Consider the following 15,081-nt stretch of genomic DNA (forward strand, 5'->3'; position numbering starts at 1 on the left):
GCGTGGTATCGCCACACACGTCACCGCACACACTGTCAGACATTTCGCTGGACGGACCGGGGGAGGTGTCATGGAAAGCGTTGTTGATGGGCGCTGCCCTGCTGATGGCCGCGTGCCCGCCGGGTGTGGCCGCGCGCGCCCGTCACCCACGCGGCGCGTCTCCCATGGCGCGCTCCACGGGTGCAACGGGTGTGACGAATGCGACCGGCGCGACCGATGCGGCCGATGCGGCCGATGCGACCGATGCACTAACCGGCGTGCACAACGAGGTCGTGACGACAGCCACACCCCGTACGGCGGGCGCTTCCCCCTCACTCGTGAGGTCGACGTCACGCGTCGCAATGTGGCAGGGAATCGACGATGTCACGGCGATACCAACAGGGCCAGCCTCCGCGCCTCCCGCGTCCCCGGCGGCATCGTCAGCCCCCGCACTTGACGGCGACTGGCTTGCCGGGAGTGATCTGAGTACGTTCCTGGACGGCCCGTCGTTCACCGATTTCGTCGCGATGTTCGGCAACGGCACGCCGCCCGGCGAGACCCGGGCATCGTTTCTGAATGCGCTCTATCAGGCACTAGATCCGCAGGATCTCCCGGGCGTTTCACCGTGGGATGCCTCGAATTTCAAGCGCACAGCCACCGACGCGTTCGGCAACGAAGTCAGGGCCATCGACGCGCTGCTGCAACGCATCGGCTTATCGTTGGGTTACGGCACGGCACCCGCCGCGTATGCAGACCCTACCTTTGCGCAGGGCATGCTGGCCCGGTTGCTCCGCACCATGATCTTTCCCGGCATGAACGATGCGAACGATCAAATTCCGGCATCGCTTCGCACCCAGTGGCTAACGTGGCTCCGCCCCGATGCGTTCAATGCGACGTGCGCGGGCGAGGACACCGGGCACTTCGAACGGGCCGGCAATGCGGATCGGTGGCTCGCCCGCCTGGGCGATACGGTCTTCGCAGACGAAGGCGCCGATCTCGCGCAGGCAAAGTCGTGGGCATACCGGCTGTTGGGCGCCCTGTTCGATCCGATATTGGCCGTCGATGCAAACGCCGCCCCTGTGCGCGTGGGCAGCCTGCCGTGGGCGTTGCAGCGAATCGGCATGCGTGTGACCGGTTTGAGTGCGTGGCAATCGAGCGCCCCGGAATGGGTCACGACAGCCGCAACGGCTTACCTGACGGCGCTCGAACTCGGACCGGAAGCGGTCACCGCGTTTTTTCACTCGAACGCCGACATCGTGCTGCTGTTTGCGCATGCCTCGGGGACCGTGGATTTGCGCGACGACAAGGCACTGGCCGCGGCAGCATTGCAAGATGCGATGGACTTGTTCCACGTTCAGATGGCCGAATCGTTCTCGAACGATCACGCCGAATGGATCGACGCCTTGCGTGGTGAGCTGCCGAGCCGCGCAGCGATTCTGACGCGGGCGCTCTCCGACCGGCTCCCGGAGGTCGAGTCGGTGTACTTCACTGTGGCACCGGTGCCAAAGTATTTCGAGACGACCCATTTTGGAAGACTGATCACGGTTGCCTTGGCGTTTTACAAGACACTGCGCGGTGACTGCATTAGGCAAGACGAGTTTTCCGCCATGGAGGACCTGATTCTCGACGGCTGCATGGATGACATACATCGCATCGCGCCGGCACTCGGCGCCCGGCTGCGCGACGCGGGACTCGATACCCAAGGGGTCAATCAACGCTTCGACGCCGAGTTCACTGCGAGCGTGGCGCATATTCGCGACGTGATCTTGCAACCAGCGCTGGAGGCACTCGTCAGCGGACTCGCATCGGAAGCGTTTCGATACTGGACATGCGGTACGTGGCAGATGCGCGTGCCCACCGTGAGGCTGCTGGTGCCGGACGAATCGTCAAACGCCCACACGTGTGCGTCTTGTGCGGGAGGTTTTTCCGAGGGCCAATTCGCCGACACCGAAGCGACGCATACCGTTTTCATCGATACCACACTGGACGGTGCGGCAAACCACTTTGTGGTCACGCTTGCGCCGCTCAGGATCGAGAGATTCGACGGTGACGCCGACGCCTGGATGCATGCCTTTGCCCGCAAGCTGGTCGGCACGCAGGGTGACGAACCGCCGCTGCGCGCACGCAATGACGTCGCAAGCTATCGAATGATCAAGCCTGCCGCGGGCAATCTGCATGAGTCGCCGACGCGCGCACTCGCCGCCGAATTCAGTGCCCGGCTGGAGGCGTTCCGGACCGCCGCGTATGACAAGACACCGATCGAGTTGCATCGAGAATCCGTCCATCGGTTACTGCTCGGGTTCGTGCCGTTCCACGACTGCGCCGACGACGTGCAAACCGGCAGCTATCGGCGGGCATTGGTCGACTGCGGTATCGATGTTGTCGGCGCCATCCCGTTGGCTTATGCCGCCATGACGGCGCAAAAGGCTACGTGGCAGGCCTCGCGCTTGCTGTTGCAGGCCGCCATCGACGATCTGTCGCACGGCGTCGCGCGCCGCGCCGGCTTGCGCGGCGCGGCGCGTCTCGTCCCACACCTGCTTGCAGAGCCTGCGGTGCTTGCCGCCGTCGATCTCACCAATTTTCGCCTCTCCCAGACCGGGTTAGCGGCAGTGCGCTTCGTTGACCCGGGATTTGAGTTGGCAACGCGCGCAACACTGCACTTGCCGGACTTCGCGCGACGTCTTCGAGACAAGCTTCGCGCCGTGAAGGTCGCCCCGAGCACCGTCAACGCGTGGACACGTGAAGCCGATGCCGCCGTGACTTATGTGCACCACGCAGGGGTATGGCAAGTGCCACACGGACAGACCGGCGCCTTCCCCGCCGCCCGCCCGATAGTGGCGGCCGATGGCGGGCAACTCGATCTGGTTGACTGGGATGCGCACACCGGCGCCGTTATGAAACGCGATGGGGCATGGCTGCGTCTGGCGAATCCGCACTCTGGAAAAACGTACGGGCCGGCATTTTTGACGAATGCGCACAGTAAGATCATTGCGCCGACTCCCGTCACACTGCGCACGCGCCATGCGCCTCGAGCACCCGCACCGGAATCGAGCGACCTCTTGCCGGCGGGCGCACCCGACGCATGCCCTGCACCTGAAACGTTCGGAGAATTACGCAAACGCCGCGCCGTAACGCGCGGCACGATACCGTGCGCCATACTCTCCCGGCAACAAGGCGCGAAATCGGCGGTCATCACGCCGTTGTTCCAGCAGCCGCCCCCGTTGCGGCACTTCGACACGAAAACCGAGCAGTGGCGCGATGTCGACGCCAACGATGTCGCGGCCCGCATCGGCGAAGTAGCGTGGCCGATCCCCGATACGTTCGATGAATACTATCTGAAGGGCAACCGCGTATTCTGGTGCCCTACCACACGAGGGGCGAAGCAAAACTACCTGCTCGCCGGCGTACTCCATCTGCCACCGGTACTCACTGGCGTGGTGTATCCCGAGCATGGCTATGTGCGCATCGACGTCAGCATCGATCTCGATACGCTGGCGGAGCCGTTGCACTTTGAACGGCGGCGTGCGCTGTACGCCTCACGCGCGATGGGACAAGGCAATCGCGCCGCTGAACCGGGGCCGGGGACCAGCCGCGGACGAACGAAATCGCCGGAAGGGGCGTTCACCATGAAAGTGGCGTTGCCCTACGCCGAGACGGTGGCGCAGGGCAACGAGCAGCCTGCGGTGGTGTTGCTCGGCGCAGACGCCTACGGCTTTCTCATGCATCGAACGAGAGGGCGGACGCAGCGCCCCTATCCCGTGTCATTTGCACCGCTCACCCCCGATGCGCAGCAAAATTTCCACACGTTCCAGGCGGCGTTGCACAGCGACTTGAACGCGCGCTGGGTCGGCGAGACCCAAATGCTGGGCAGTCTGCGCGACCTAGATTCCCCGGGTCTGGAGGCACAATTTGATCGCATTTTTGGCCGCGCCGAGAGCCTGCTGGTGGAGGCACGCACGGCGCTGGGTGGCCAGCTCGCGCCCATGGTGATCTGTCTGCTCGATCGCTTCGTGCCAGGCAGGGCCCATGAGTTGGCGGCTGCGCTCTCCCCGGTTCTCGCGAAAATGCATGAAGGGTTGCAAGTGGCCCGGCGCGAGCGGGACACGGTCATGGGCGTCATGGAAAATATCTCCGGTGCCGTCGCAGAGACGCTCTACGGCACGTTAGGACACCCGGAGTATGCGTCCAACTTGCAGCGGCCCGTGATCGGCTTTGATACCTCGGCACTGGCATCGATGCCCGACGAAATGCTGGCGGCGGTGCTGCTGCATGAAATCTCCCATGCCACCGTCGCCAGCAGCGACGCACTCTCCGATGGCCGCGACATTTACGCGGGTGTGGTACCGGCGCCTCGTACGCAGCGAGAGTTGCCGACGATGGTTCCGGCCCCTTCCGGCGAGGGGGATGATAATCGCTTTCCGCCCGACATCATGGATCGCTCCGACACCCCCCGCTACCACTTGATCGTGCGCGACTATCTGGTGAACGACGGCTTGCGTGTCGACATTGGCCAGATGCTGAACCAGCAAGGGGATAACGCCATCCGCGACATCGTGCAACATGCCGACTCGCTGGAACACCTGATTCTCACGATCGCCTACGCGCACGACCCCGCCCAGCACGGTCGGATCGGAGGGCTTCTGCGCCGCGAGACATCGGTCTATCAGCGCTACACACCAACCCATACCCCGTGGGCACACCGGACGTCGCCCGGCACGTAAGGAATCGGGGCAAAAATCCGGCGGGTGAGTTTTCCTGCCGGAGAGACGGCCCATCCCTTGGCAGCAAGCCCCCTACTCCTGCTCCAGCCAGTAATTGGGCCGGGCAAAGACCTGCCGCAAATGATCGATGAACAATCGCACGCGAGCGGGCTGGAAACGTTGTTGGGGGTAGACGGCGAGGATGTCGTAATCCGGCAGGGCATACTCGTCGAGTACGGTTTCGAGTTCGCCCGAAAGCAACTCGCGCTGAATTTCCCACGTCGAGCGCCAGCCGAGCCCGAGCCCTTCCAACGCCCAGCGGTGCAGCAGCTCGCCGTCGTTGCAGTCGAGATTTCCGTTCACGCGCGTAGTGACCAGCTTGCCCTGCCGTTTGAAGTACCAGCCGCGCTGCTGCCCGCCTTGCAGGTTGAACGCCAGACAATTGTGTTTCGCCAGATCCTCCAGCGTCTTGGGCCGCCCGTGCCGCGCGAAGTACGCGGGCGTGCCGCACACCACCCGCCGGTTCTGCGCCAGCTTCACCGCCACGAAGTTGGGGTCGACCGAGCCGCCGATACGAATCCCCATGTCGTAGCCTTCGCGCACGATGTCCACCACGCGATCGGTCAGGTTGAATGAAATCTGCACTTCCGGATGCTGGCGCAGAAACGTGGGCGCATGCGGCGCCACGTGCTTGCGCCCGAACGCCGCCGGGGCCGAGACGATCAGGTGGCCCGACACCGCGTGCCGCCCGGCACTGATCTCGTTCTCCGCCATGTCCCAGTCGCCCAGCAACTGCTTGCAGCGCTCCAGAAAAGCGCCGCCCTCTTCCGACAGCGCCAGCCGCCGCGTCGACCGGTACATGAGTTTGATGCCCAGCCGCTTTTCGAGCGCGTCGATGCGCCGCCCGAGAATCACCGGCGAGACGCCCTCCTTGAGCGCCGCCGCCGCCAGACTGCCCGCTTCGGCCACCTGTACGAAGGTCTCGATCTGCTTGTAACGGTCCATCCCGCCTCCATTCGATACTTTTTGTTATTAAAAAAACGATCTTTTGTGATCTTATCAAACAAATCGTACCGGCTTAAAGTGGCTTCCAAGATCATTACCGATTACACATTGGAGGAGTCACATGGCCAAGATGACCGCCGTAGAGGCCGCCGTTCGGGTGCTGGAGAAGGAAGGCATCACCACCGCGTTCGGCGTGCCGGGCGCAGCAATCAACCCGTTCTATTCGGCACTGCGCAAGGCCGGCAGCGTCGAGCACGTGCTCGCGCGCCACGTCGAAGGTGCGTCGCACATGGCCGAAGGCTATACCCGTGCAGAAGCCGGCAACATCGGCGTGTGTATCGGTACCTCGGGCCCCGCCGGCACCGACATGATCACGGGTCTGTACTCGGCACAAGCCGACTCGATCCCCATTCTGTGCATTACGGGTCAGGCACCGCGCGCCCGTCTGTACAAGGAAGATTTCCAGGCCGTCGATATCGAATCGATCGCCAAGCCGGTGACCAAGTGGGCCGTGACCGTGCGCGAGCCGGCACTCGTGCCGCGCGTGTTCCAGCAGGCATTCCACCTGATGCGCTCGGGCCGTCCGGGTCCGGTGCTGATCGACCTGCCGTTCGACGTGCAGGTCGCCGAGATCGAATTCGATCCCGACACCTACGAGCCGCTGCCGGTCTACAAGCCCGCTGCCACGCGCGCGCAGGCTGAAAAGGCGATCCAGATGCTGCTCGCCTCGGAGCGTCCGCTGATCGTGTCGGGTGGCGGTGTGATCAACGCCGACGCCGCCGACCTGCTCGTCGAATTCGCCGAGACCGTCAACGTGCCGGTCGTCCCCACGCTCATGGGCTGGGGCACCATCGCCGACGATCACCCGCTGATGGCCGGCATGGTCGGTCTGCAAACGTCGCACCGCTTCGGCAACGCGACGATGCTCGCCTCGGACTTCGTGATGGGCATCGGCAACCGCTGGGCCAACCGCCACACCGGTAGCGTCGACGTCTTCACCAAGGGCCGCAAGTTCGTGCACGTCGACATCGAGCCGACGCAAATCGGCCGCGTGTTCGGCCCGGACTACGGCATCGTCTCCGATGCGAAGGCTGCGCTCACGCTGTTCGTCGAAGTGGCCAAGGAACTGAAGGCCGCCGGTCGTCTGCCGGACCGCTCGCAGTGGGTCGCCGACTGCCAGAAGCGCAAGCGCACGATGCTGCGCCGCTCCGACTTCGATCAGGTGCCGATCAAGCCGCAACGCGTGTATCAGGAAATGAACGCCTTCTTCGGCCGCGACGTGCGTTACGTCTCGACCATCGGCCTGTCGCAAATTGCGGCCGCACAGTTCCTGCACGTGAACAAGCCGCGCCACTGGGTCAACTGCGGTCAGGCCGGCCCGCTGGGCTGGACCGTGCCGGCAGCGATCGGTGTGAAGGTGGCGTCGCCGTCGTCGGACGTGGTGGCCATCTCGGGTGACTACGACTTCCAGTTCATGATCGAAGAGCTGGCCGTGGCAGCGCAGTTCAAGGTGCCGTACATCCACGTCGTGGTGAACAACTCGTATCTGGGTCTGATCCGTCAGGCACAGCGCAACTTCGACATGGATTACTGCGTGCAGCTCGCGTTCGAAAACGTGAACTCGCCGGAATTGAACGGCTACGGCGTCGATCACGTGAAGGTTGCCGAAGGTCTGGGCGTGAAGGCCATCCGCGTGCATCAGCCGAACGACATCCAGCCCGCTTTCGAACAGGCCCGCAAGCTGATGGCCGAGTTCTCGGTGCCGGTGATCGTGGAAGTGATTCTCGAGCGCGTGACCAACATTGCGATGGGCACCGAAATCAACAACGTCAATGAGTTCGAAGAAATCATCGACGTCGTGGAAGAAGACAACAGCGCAGTGACGGCGTAAGCCGCCCGCCTGTGACCGTTTGCGGGGCGTGTGCGTCCCCTCCGATAAGACCTAGACCCCCTTATCGGCCCAGCACGCGCCCTGCAATCCCTGCAATACCCCGTACCACCCGAAACACCCTGAATCGAATCGTCGAAACCAACCCCCTATAAGAAAGAGAGGAGTCAGCGCAATGACGAAATTTGCCGCCAATCTGACCATGCTGTTCAACGAGGTGCCGTTCCTCGACCGCTTCAAGGCGGCCGCCGCAGCGGGTTTTCGTGGCGTGGAGTTCCTGTTTCCGTATGCGTTCCATCGCGACCAGATCGCCGACAAACTGAACCAGTACCAGCTCGATCTGGTGCTGCACAACCTGCCGGCCGGTAACTGGGAAGCGGGTGAGCGCGGTATCGCGATCTTCCCCGAGCGCATCGCCGAGTTCCGCGACGGCGTGGGCGAAGCCATCACCTACGCCAAGGCGCTGGGCGTGAAGCAACTGAATTGCCTCGTGGGCAAGCAAGGTGCCGATCTGTCGACCGACGCCGCCCGTGAAACGCTCGTCGGCAACCTGCGCTTTGCCGCCGACGCACTCAAGGCTGAAGGCATCCGCCTGCTGGTCGAGCCGATCAACACGTACGACATTCCGGGCTTCTTCGTGAACCGCACGAAGCAGGCGCTGGAGATCTTCGACGACGTGGGCTCGGACAACCTGTTCTTGCAGTACGACATCTATCACATGCAACGCATGGAAGGTGAGCTCGCCAAGACCATCGAGACGAATCTGGCGCGCATCGCCCACGTGCAGTTGGCCGACAACCCGGGCCGCAACGAACCGGGCACGGGCGAAATCAACTACGCCTACCTGTTCGCCCTGCTCGATCGCATCGGCTACACCGGCTGGATCGGCTGCGAGTACAAGCCCGCCACCACCACGACCGACGGTCTGGGTTGGTTCAAGGCGGCGGGTCTGCGCGAAGCGGCATAAGTCCGACGCCACAACACGCACGTACGCGCAAGCACAAGACAAGCACGACACAAGCAAGGCTGCTGACGGCGTTTCGACGAGGAAGGGCCCCGCCGGCCGCATGCAGGGGGCATGCGGCCGGAGCACGGGGACACGGGCAATGACGGCCCGCCTCGCTGACCGGTAACCGCAGCGGCAGCCTCAGCAGCAGCGACAACATTCAAACTTTGGCAACAAGGAGTCTCGAAATGGCACAACTCGGTTTTATTGGTCTGGGCATCATGGGCGCGCCGATGGCGAAGCATCTGCAAAACGCCGGTCACAAGCTGTTCCTGTACGAGCGCCGCACGCCCCCGCAAGACCTGATCGACGGTCAGGCTACGTGCTGCACGTCGGCCAAGGAAGTCGCCAAGCGTGCCGACATCATCTTCGTGATGGTGCCGGACACCCCCGACGTCGGTAACGTGCTGTTCGGTGAAGACGGTCTGGCCGAAGGCCTGACGGCCGGCAAGATCGTGGTCGACATGAGCTCGATCTCGCCGATCGAAACGAAGGAATACGCCAAGAAGATCAAGGCGCTGGGTTGCGAATACCTCGACGCGCCGGTCTCGGGCGGCGAAGTCGGCGCGAAGGCTGCCTCGCTGTCGATCATGGTCGGTGGCTCGCAAGCCGCGTTTGACGACGTGAAGCCGTTCTTCGAGCTGATGGGCAAGAACATCACGCTGGTGGGCGAAAGCGGTGCCGGTCAGACCTGCAAGGTCGCCAACCAGATCGTCGTCGCACTCACCATCGAAGCCGTGGGCGAAGCCCTGCTGTTCGCATCGAAGGCCGGTGCCGACCCCGCCAAGGTGCGTGAGGCACTGATGGGTGGCTTCGCCTCGTCGCGCATTCTGGAAGTGCACGGCGAGCGCATGGTCAAGCGCAACTTCGAGCCGGGCTTCCGCATCTCGCTGCACCAGAAAGACTTGAATCTGGCGCTGCAAAGTGCGAAGGCACTCGGCGTGTCGCTGCCCAACACGGCCACGTGCCAAGAGCTGTTCAACGCCTGCGCCGCCAACGGTGGTTCGAGCTGGGATCACTCGGGTATGGTGCGCGCGCTGGAACTGCTCTCCAACCACACGGTTGCCTGAGCGCAGTCAGCGAATCTCACGCCCCGCCCTCACGCGGGGCGTGAATCATCGGGTAGTTCGCGAGAAGATGAAGAAGCGGCCGCCACAGGCCGCCAGCATGACCAGTAAGGGGAGGTGAATGCGTCACACCACGCGAGTGGCGCATCGCTGAAACGGTAACGGCGCGAGTCGCATGACTGGCGCCGTATTTTTTTGCCTGCGTTCGTCGTGACGATCACGTCTCGATCACGCCCCCACCGCGATCAATACTCGTCGAACAGACTCTGCAAGCGATCGCGCGGCACGCCAGCCTGCAACGCCAGCATCAGCAGCACACGCGCCTTGTACGGATGCAGATTGCCTGCACTCACAAAACCGTACTGATCGTCGGGCGCCGCACCGTTGTGCATCACGTGGCCACTGCCGACACGCGCAGCGCGCACCACCGCCACGCCACGCTGCACGGCCTCGGCAAGCGACTGTTGCAGCAGCGAATGCAGCGAGCCGTTGCCCGTGCCTGCCACCACGATGCCCTGCACGCCCGCCTCGACCAGTGCGTCGACGGCAATGCGCGAAACCCCCGCATAGCTCGACACGACTTCTACCGCCGGCAATTCGCCCGACAGACCGACGAACTCGCTTTCGACCGTGTGGTATTGCAGCGCGGCACGCTGGAACGCGACACGCTCGTCCTGCACCCAGCCAAGCACGCCGATTTCCGGCGACAGGAAGGCATCTACCGCATACGTGCTTGTCTTGATGACGTCGCGCGCGCAGTGAATTTGATTGTTGATGGCGACCAGCACACCGCGCCCCGCCGAAATCGGATCGGTCGCGACACGCACGGCATTGAGCAAATTGAGCGGACCATCGGCAGACAATGCCGTCGCCGGACGCATGGCGGCCGTAATCACGACCGGCTTGCGGCTATTGACCGTCAGATGCAGGTAGTAAGCGGTCTCTTCGAGTGTATCGGTGCCGTGGGTAATCACCGCCCCGGCGACGTCGGGCTGCGAGAGCAAGGCGTTCAGGCGTGCGGCAAGCTTCTGCCACAGCGAACAGCTCATGTCCTTGCTGTCGATTTGCGCGACTTGCTCGGCATGGATATGCGCAATGCTGCCCAGCGCCGGCACGGCCGCGAGCAGATCCTGTACACCGAGCGCACCCGCCTGATAACCGGCCGTACGCGTCGCGTCAGCGGCGCTGCCTGCGATCGTGCCGCCCGTGGCGAGCAGCACAATGCGCGGCAATTCGCCGGTGGGCACGGTGTAATGCGGGGTCGGATTAAAAGAGGTCAAGGTCATGCCAGCGATTGTATCGAATCCTGCCCCGGTTCCCAATCGCGGAAAACCCAACGGGCGGCGTGCCCCGGCGCACGGGGCACGCGAGCCGGGGGAATTTTGATCTCAGGCCGCAAACTCCAGCGCTTCGCGCAGTTGCGTCGAGATTTCCTGCTCCTTGAGCGCCGGTGCCAGCATCTCGATGAAGCGGTAAGCATACGAGCGCAGGAACGCGCCGCGACGCAGGCCGATACGCGTGGTGCTCGGCTCGAACGCGTTGTCGAGTTCGAGCACGGCCAGATCCTGATCCTTGCGCGGGTCGACCGCCATCGCCGCGACGATGCCGATGCCCAGCCCGATCTCGACGTACGTCTTGATGACGTCCGTGTCCAACGCGGTCAGCACGATGTCCGGCACCAGTCCTTGGTCGGCAAACGCCTTGTCCACGTGCGAGCGGCCGGTGAAATCGCCGTCGTACGTGATGATCGGATATTCGGCAATGTCGGCCAGCGTGACGCTCTCACGGCCCACCAGCGGGTGATCCTTCGGCACCACGGCGACGTGATGCCACGAATAGCACGGGAACGTCACGATATCGGGGAAGCGATCGAGTGCTTCGGTCGTGATGCCGATATCGGCTTCACCGTCAATGACCATCTGCGCGATCTGGCGCGGGCTGCCCTGACGCAGGGCCAGATGCACCTTCGGATACACGCTAGTGAACTGCTTGATGACCTGCGGCAATGCGTAGCGTGCCTGCGTGTGGGTGGTGGCCACCACCAGATGCCCACTGTCCTGATCGGCAAACTGACGCGCTACGCGGCGCAGGTTTTCCGCGTCGAGCAACATGCGCTCGATCAGTTGCAACACAGCCTTGCCCGGCTCGGTGAGGCCCGTGAGACGCTTGCCGCGACGCACGAACACGTCGACGCCGAGCTCATCCTCAAGGTCCTTGATCTGCTTGCTCACGCCCGACTGCGAGGTGTAAAGCGCACTCGCGGCTTCGGTCAGGTTCAGGTTTTGCCGTACGGCTTCGCGCACGTAGCGCAATTGCTGGAAATTCATGGTGTGACTCCGCCCTATCGCTTGTCTGTTACATCTACCTAGTACGTCTTGTCTTTAACTGCTTATCGATTTTCTGTCTGCTGTCCCAGGTGCTGCTGACCGCCCCGTTGCCGGGAGCGCTCATGTTCAGGCCTGCGCCGAGAACACGCGCAACTGACGCGGCACGGCGCGCAGCGGTTCGCCCGCCGTCGCACCCAATGCCTGCCAGCCCGAGCGCGTGAGTTCGGCTTCCCAAACCGCATCGCCCGGTGCCGCCAGTTCCACACGCACGGTGCCGCCCAGCGGGATCGCACGGCGCACCGACACGTCGATGCCCGGGCCGCCATCGTGCGCCGGCAGCAACGCGAGTTCATGCGGGCGCACGTAGGCAATGGCACGGCCGTCCTGCGGCAGTGCCGGCAGATCGTCCTTGGCAACCGTCACGCGATACGCGCCCGCATCCGCGATGAAGTCATGCGTCTGCAATTGCCCCGACAGGCGGTTGGCCGCGCCGAGGAATTCGTAGACGAAGGCGCTTTCGGGCGTGTCGTACACGTCTTGCGGCGCACCGATCTGTTCGACCTTGCCGCGGTTCATCAACACGATGCGGTCCGCCACTTCCAGTGCTTCTTCCTGATCGTGCGTCACGAAGATCGTCGTGATGTGAAGCTCGTCGTGCAGGCGGCGCAACCAGCTGCGCAGTTCCTTGCGCACCTTGGCGTCGAGCGCGCCGAACGGCTCGTCGAGCAGCAGCACCTTCGGTTCGACCGCCAGTGCACGGGCCAGCGCAATACGCTGACGCTGCCCGCCGGAGAGTTCTGCCGGGTAGTGATCGGCCAGCCAGTCGAGTTGCACAAGGCTCAGCAGCTCATGCACCTTGGTGCGAATCTGCGCGTCCGAGGGGCGATCGCGGCGCGACTTCACGCGCAGGCCGAACGCCACGTTCTCGAACACCGTCATGTGACGGAACAGCGCGTAATGCTGGAACACGAAACCGACCTGACGCTCGCGGGTGCCCACGCTCGCCACGTCTTCGCCGTTGAGCACGACGCGCCCGGCATCGGCAAACTCAAGGCCGGCCACGATGCGCAGCAGCGTGGTCTTGCCGCAACCGGACGGCCCGAGCAACGCCACCAGCTCGCCCGTGGGAAATTCGAGACTCACGTCGTCGAGCGCCGCGAAATCGCCGAAACGCTTCGAAACCTGTTGTACCTGGATGCTCATCTGCCTTGCTCCTCGATGCGATGGCCGCGTTGGCGGCGTTCGCGTCTGCCTTCGTGTTCGTTGGTGTGCTTTTGGTATGCGTATGCGTTTGCTTGCGGCTTCAGGTGGCGGTCGCGTCGATGCGGCGTGCGGCCTTGTCCTGTGCCAGCTTGCGTTCGGCCCACAGCTTCAGGCCCAGCGTCGCCAGCGCCAGCAGCGCGAGAATCGATGCCGCCGCGAACGCACCCACCGTGTGGTAATCGTTGTATTCGATCTCCACATGCAGCGGCAGCGTGTTCGTTTCGCCGCGAATGTGGCCGGACACCACCGATACCGCGCCAAACTCGCCCATCGCCCGCGCGTTACACAGAATCACGCCGTACAGCAGGCCCCATTTGATCTTCGGCAACGTCACCCGCGTGAACACCTGCCAGCCGCTGGCGCCCAACACGCGCGCCGCTTCTTCCTCTTCGCTGCCCTGCGCCTGCATCAGCGGAATCAGCTCGCGGGCGACAAACGGGAACGTCACGAAGATGGTGGCCAGTACCAGCCCCGGCAGCGCGAATACGATGCGCAGGTTGTTGGCGTCGAGCCAGTCCCACAGCGGGCCCTGACGGCCGAAGATCAGCAGGAACGTGAGCCCCGCGATCACCGGTGACACCGAGAACGGCAGGTCGATGAGCGTGGTCAGCACGCTCTTGCCCTTGAAGTCGAAGCGCGCAATCGCCCACGACGCCGCCACACCGAACACCACGTTCACCGGCACGGCGATCACGGCAATCAACAACGTGAGGCGGATGGCCGAGAGCGCATCGTCGTTGGTCATGCCGTCCCAATAGGCGCCAATACCTTTGCCCAGTGCAGTGACGAACACCGACGCGAGCGGCAACACCAGAAACAAGGCGAAAAACAGCAGCGCCAGACCGATCAACACGACCTTGACGAGCCTGGGCTCGTCGGTCGGATCGGTGCTGCGCACTTTCGGCACGTGCGCAGCGGCGGCCGGGAGAGTAAGCGAATCGGACATGATCGAATCTTTCTCTGGAATCACGCGCCGCTGGCGCGTCGGCCCGAATGACGGCGTTGCAGCCACCATTGCAGGGTATTGATGAGGAGCAGCAGCACGAACGAGATCACGAGCATGACGACGGCCAATGCCGCAGCGCCTGCGTAGTCGAACTGTTCGAGCTTGGTCACGATCAGCAGCGAGGTGATTTCCGAGACCATCGGAATGTTGCCCGCGATAAAGATGACCGAACCGTACTCACCGACCGCGCGGGCAAATGCCAGTGCGAAGCCGGTCAGCAGCGCCGGCAACACCGCCGGCAGGATCACGTGACGCACGGTCTGCCAGCGCGAAGCGCCCAGACAAGCCGCCGCTTCTTCCTGCTCGCGCTCGAACTCTTCGAGCACCGGTTGCAGCGTGCGCACCACGAACGGCAGACCGATGAACGTGAGCGCAACGAAAATACCCAGCGGCGTGAAGGCGATCTTGATGCCCAGCGGCTCGAACCAGCGGCCGATCCAGCCATTCGGCGCGTAGATAGCGGCAAGCACGATGCCCGCCACCGACGTGGGCAACGCGAACGGCAGATCGACCAGCGCATCGACGATGCGCTTGCCGGGGAACGTGTAGCGCACCAGCACCCACGCCAGAATGAAACCGAACACAGCGTTCAGGAGCGCTGCCGCCAGCGAGATGCCGAACGTGAGGCGATACGACGCCAGCACGCGCGGCGAACTCACGGCGGTGACAAAACTCGCCCAATCGAGCGAGCTAGCCTTGATGAAGACCATCAGCAACGGCACCAGCACGACCAGACTCAGGTACGCCACGGTGTAGCCCATCGTCAGGCCGAAGCCCGGCAATGCACTCGGCTTACGCCAGATTGGAAACAGTGCGGTACTCATGCGATGGTCCCCTTCG

Annotated in this window: 10 protein-coding genes; 4 read left to right on the forward strand and 6 right to left on the reverse strand. The window is 63.6% G+C overall.

Annotated elements, in window-relative coordinates; genetic code table 11:
• The first annotated feature begins 86 nt into the window (after positions 1 to 86).
• Positions 87 to 4,700 (forward strand): hypothetical protein, encoded by a 4,614-nt coding sequence (locus tag CDV44_RS15585; RefSeq protein WP_087688851.1) that lies wholly within the window; start codon positions 87 to 89, stop codon positions 4,698 to 4,700.
• 72 nt (positions 4,701 to 4,772) lie between these two features.
• Here the strand turns inward: CDV44_RS15585 and CDV44_RS15590 are convergent, their stop codons facing one another.
• Entirely contained in the window at positions 4,773 to 5,684 is a 912-nt protein-coding gene (locus CDV44_RS15590) for a LysR family transcriptional regulator (protein WP_058379046.1), read from the reverse strand.
• A 121-nt stretch (positions 5,685 to 5,805) separates the two neighbouring features.
• Here CDV44_RS15590 and gcl point away from each other — a divergent pair, with 121 nt between their 5' ends.
• The 3 genes from gcl (at position 5,806) to glxR (ending at position 9,648) form a co-directional block, all read left to right on the forward strand.
• Positions 5,806 to 7,575 (forward strand): glyoxylate carboligase, encoded by a 1,770-nt coding sequence (gene gcl, locus CDV44_RS15595; protein WP_087688852.1) that lies wholly within the window; start codon positions 5,806 to 5,808, stop codon positions 7,573 to 7,575.
• 172 nt (positions 7,576 to 7,747) lie between these two features.
• A complete protein-coding gene (hyi, locus tag CDV44_RS15600; protein ID WP_087688853.1) occupies positions 7,748 to 8,539 on the forward strand; it encodes a hydroxypyruvate isomerase in 792 nt (263 codons plus the stop codon).
• A gap of 206 nt (positions 8,540 to 8,745) precedes the next feature.
• A complete protein-coding gene (gene glxR / locus CDV44_RS15605) occupies positions 8,746 to 9,648 on the forward strand; it encodes a 2-hydroxy-3-oxopropionate reductase (protein ID WP_212677120.1) in 903 nt (300 codons plus the stop codon).
• Between the two features lie 242 nt (positions 9,649 to 9,890).
• Here glxR and CDV44_RS15610 read toward each other — a convergent pair whose 3' ends face one another.
• The 5 genes from CDV44_RS15610 to cysT all read right to left on the reverse strand — a co-directional run bounded on the left by CDV44_RS15610 (position 9,891) and on the right by cysT (position 15,065).
• Entirely contained in the window at positions 9,891 to 10,931 is a 1,041-nt protein-coding gene (locus CDV44_RS15610; RefSeq protein WP_087688855.1) for an asparaginase, read from the reverse strand.
• Positions 10,932 to 11,033: 102 nt separating this feature from the next.
• Entirely contained in the window at positions 11,034 to 11,972 is a 939-nt protein-coding gene (locus CDV44_RS15615; protein WP_058379051.1) for a CysB family HTH-type transcriptional regulator, read from the reverse strand.
• Positions 11,973 to 12,098: 126 nt separating this feature from the next.
• Positions 12,099 to 13,175: a sulfate/molybdate ABC transporter ATP-binding protein gene (locus CDV44_RS15620; protein WP_087688856.1), complete on the reverse strand. Its 1,077-nt coding sequence runs from the start codon at positions 13,173 to 13,175 to the stop codon at positions 12,099 to 12,101.
• 100 nt (positions 13,176 to 13,275) lie between these two features.
• Positions 13,276 to 14,181, reverse strand: a complete 906-nt coding sequence (gene cysW / locus CDV44_RS15625) for a sulfate ABC transporter permease subunit CysW (protein WP_087688915.1) — start codon at positions 14,179 to 14,181, stop codon at positions 13,276 to 13,278.
• Between the two features lie 20 nt (positions 14,182 to 14,201).
• Positions 14,202 to 15,065: a sulfate ABC transporter permease subunit CysT gene (gene cysT / locus CDV44_RS15630; RefSeq protein WP_058379053.1), complete on the reverse strand. Its 864-nt coding sequence runs from the start codon at positions 15,063 to 15,065 to the stop codon at positions 14,202 to 14,204.
• Positions 15,066 to 15,081 lie beyond the last annotated feature (16 nt).

The sequence above is a fragment of the Pandoraea sp. PE-S2R-1 genome (assembly GCF_002179865.1).
Classification (GTDB): domain Bacteria; phylum Pseudomonadota; class Gammaproteobacteria; order Burkholderiales; family Burkholderiaceae; genus Pandoraea.

What these genes read in the sequence shown, in the direction of transcription:
- CDV44_RS15590 (WP_058379046.1), bottom strand. Translation starts at nt 5,684, where the DNA reads ATGGACCGTTACAAGCAGATCGAGACCTTCGTACAGGTGGCCGAAGCG.
- CDV44_RS15610 (WP_087688855.1), bottom strand. Translation starts at nt 10,931, where the DNA reads ATGACCTTGACCTCTTTTAATCCGACCCCGCATTACACCGTGCCCACC.
- cysW (WP_087688915.1), bottom strand. Translation starts at nt 14,181, where the DNA reads ATGTCCGATTCGCTTACTCTCCCGGCCGCCGCTGCGCACGTGCCGAAA.
- gcl (WP_087688852.1), top strand. Translation starts at nt 5,806, where the DNA reads ATGGCCAAGATGACCGCCGTAGAGGCCGCCGTTCGGGTGCTGGAGAAG.
- CDV44_RS15585 (WP_087688851.1), top strand. Translation starts at nt 87, where the DNA reads ATGGGCGCTGCCCTGCTGATGGCCGCGTGCCCGCCGGGTGTGGCCGCG.
- hyi (WP_087688853.1), top strand. Translation starts at nt 7,748, where the DNA reads ATGACGAAATTTGCCGCCAATCTGACCATGCTGTTCAACGAGGTGCCG.
- CDV44_RS15615 (WP_058379051.1), bottom strand. Translation starts at nt 11,972, where the DNA reads ATGAATTTCCAGCAATTGCGCTACGTGCGCGAAGCCGTACGGCAAAAC.
- CDV44_RS15620 (WP_087688856.1), bottom strand. Translation starts at nt 13,175, where the DNA reads ATGAGCATCCAGGTACAACAGGTTTCGAAGCGTTTCGGCGATTTCGCG.
- cysT (WP_058379053.1), bottom strand. Translation starts at nt 15,065, where the DNA reads ATGAGTACCGCACTGTTTCCAATCTGGCGTAAGCCGAGTGCATTGCCG.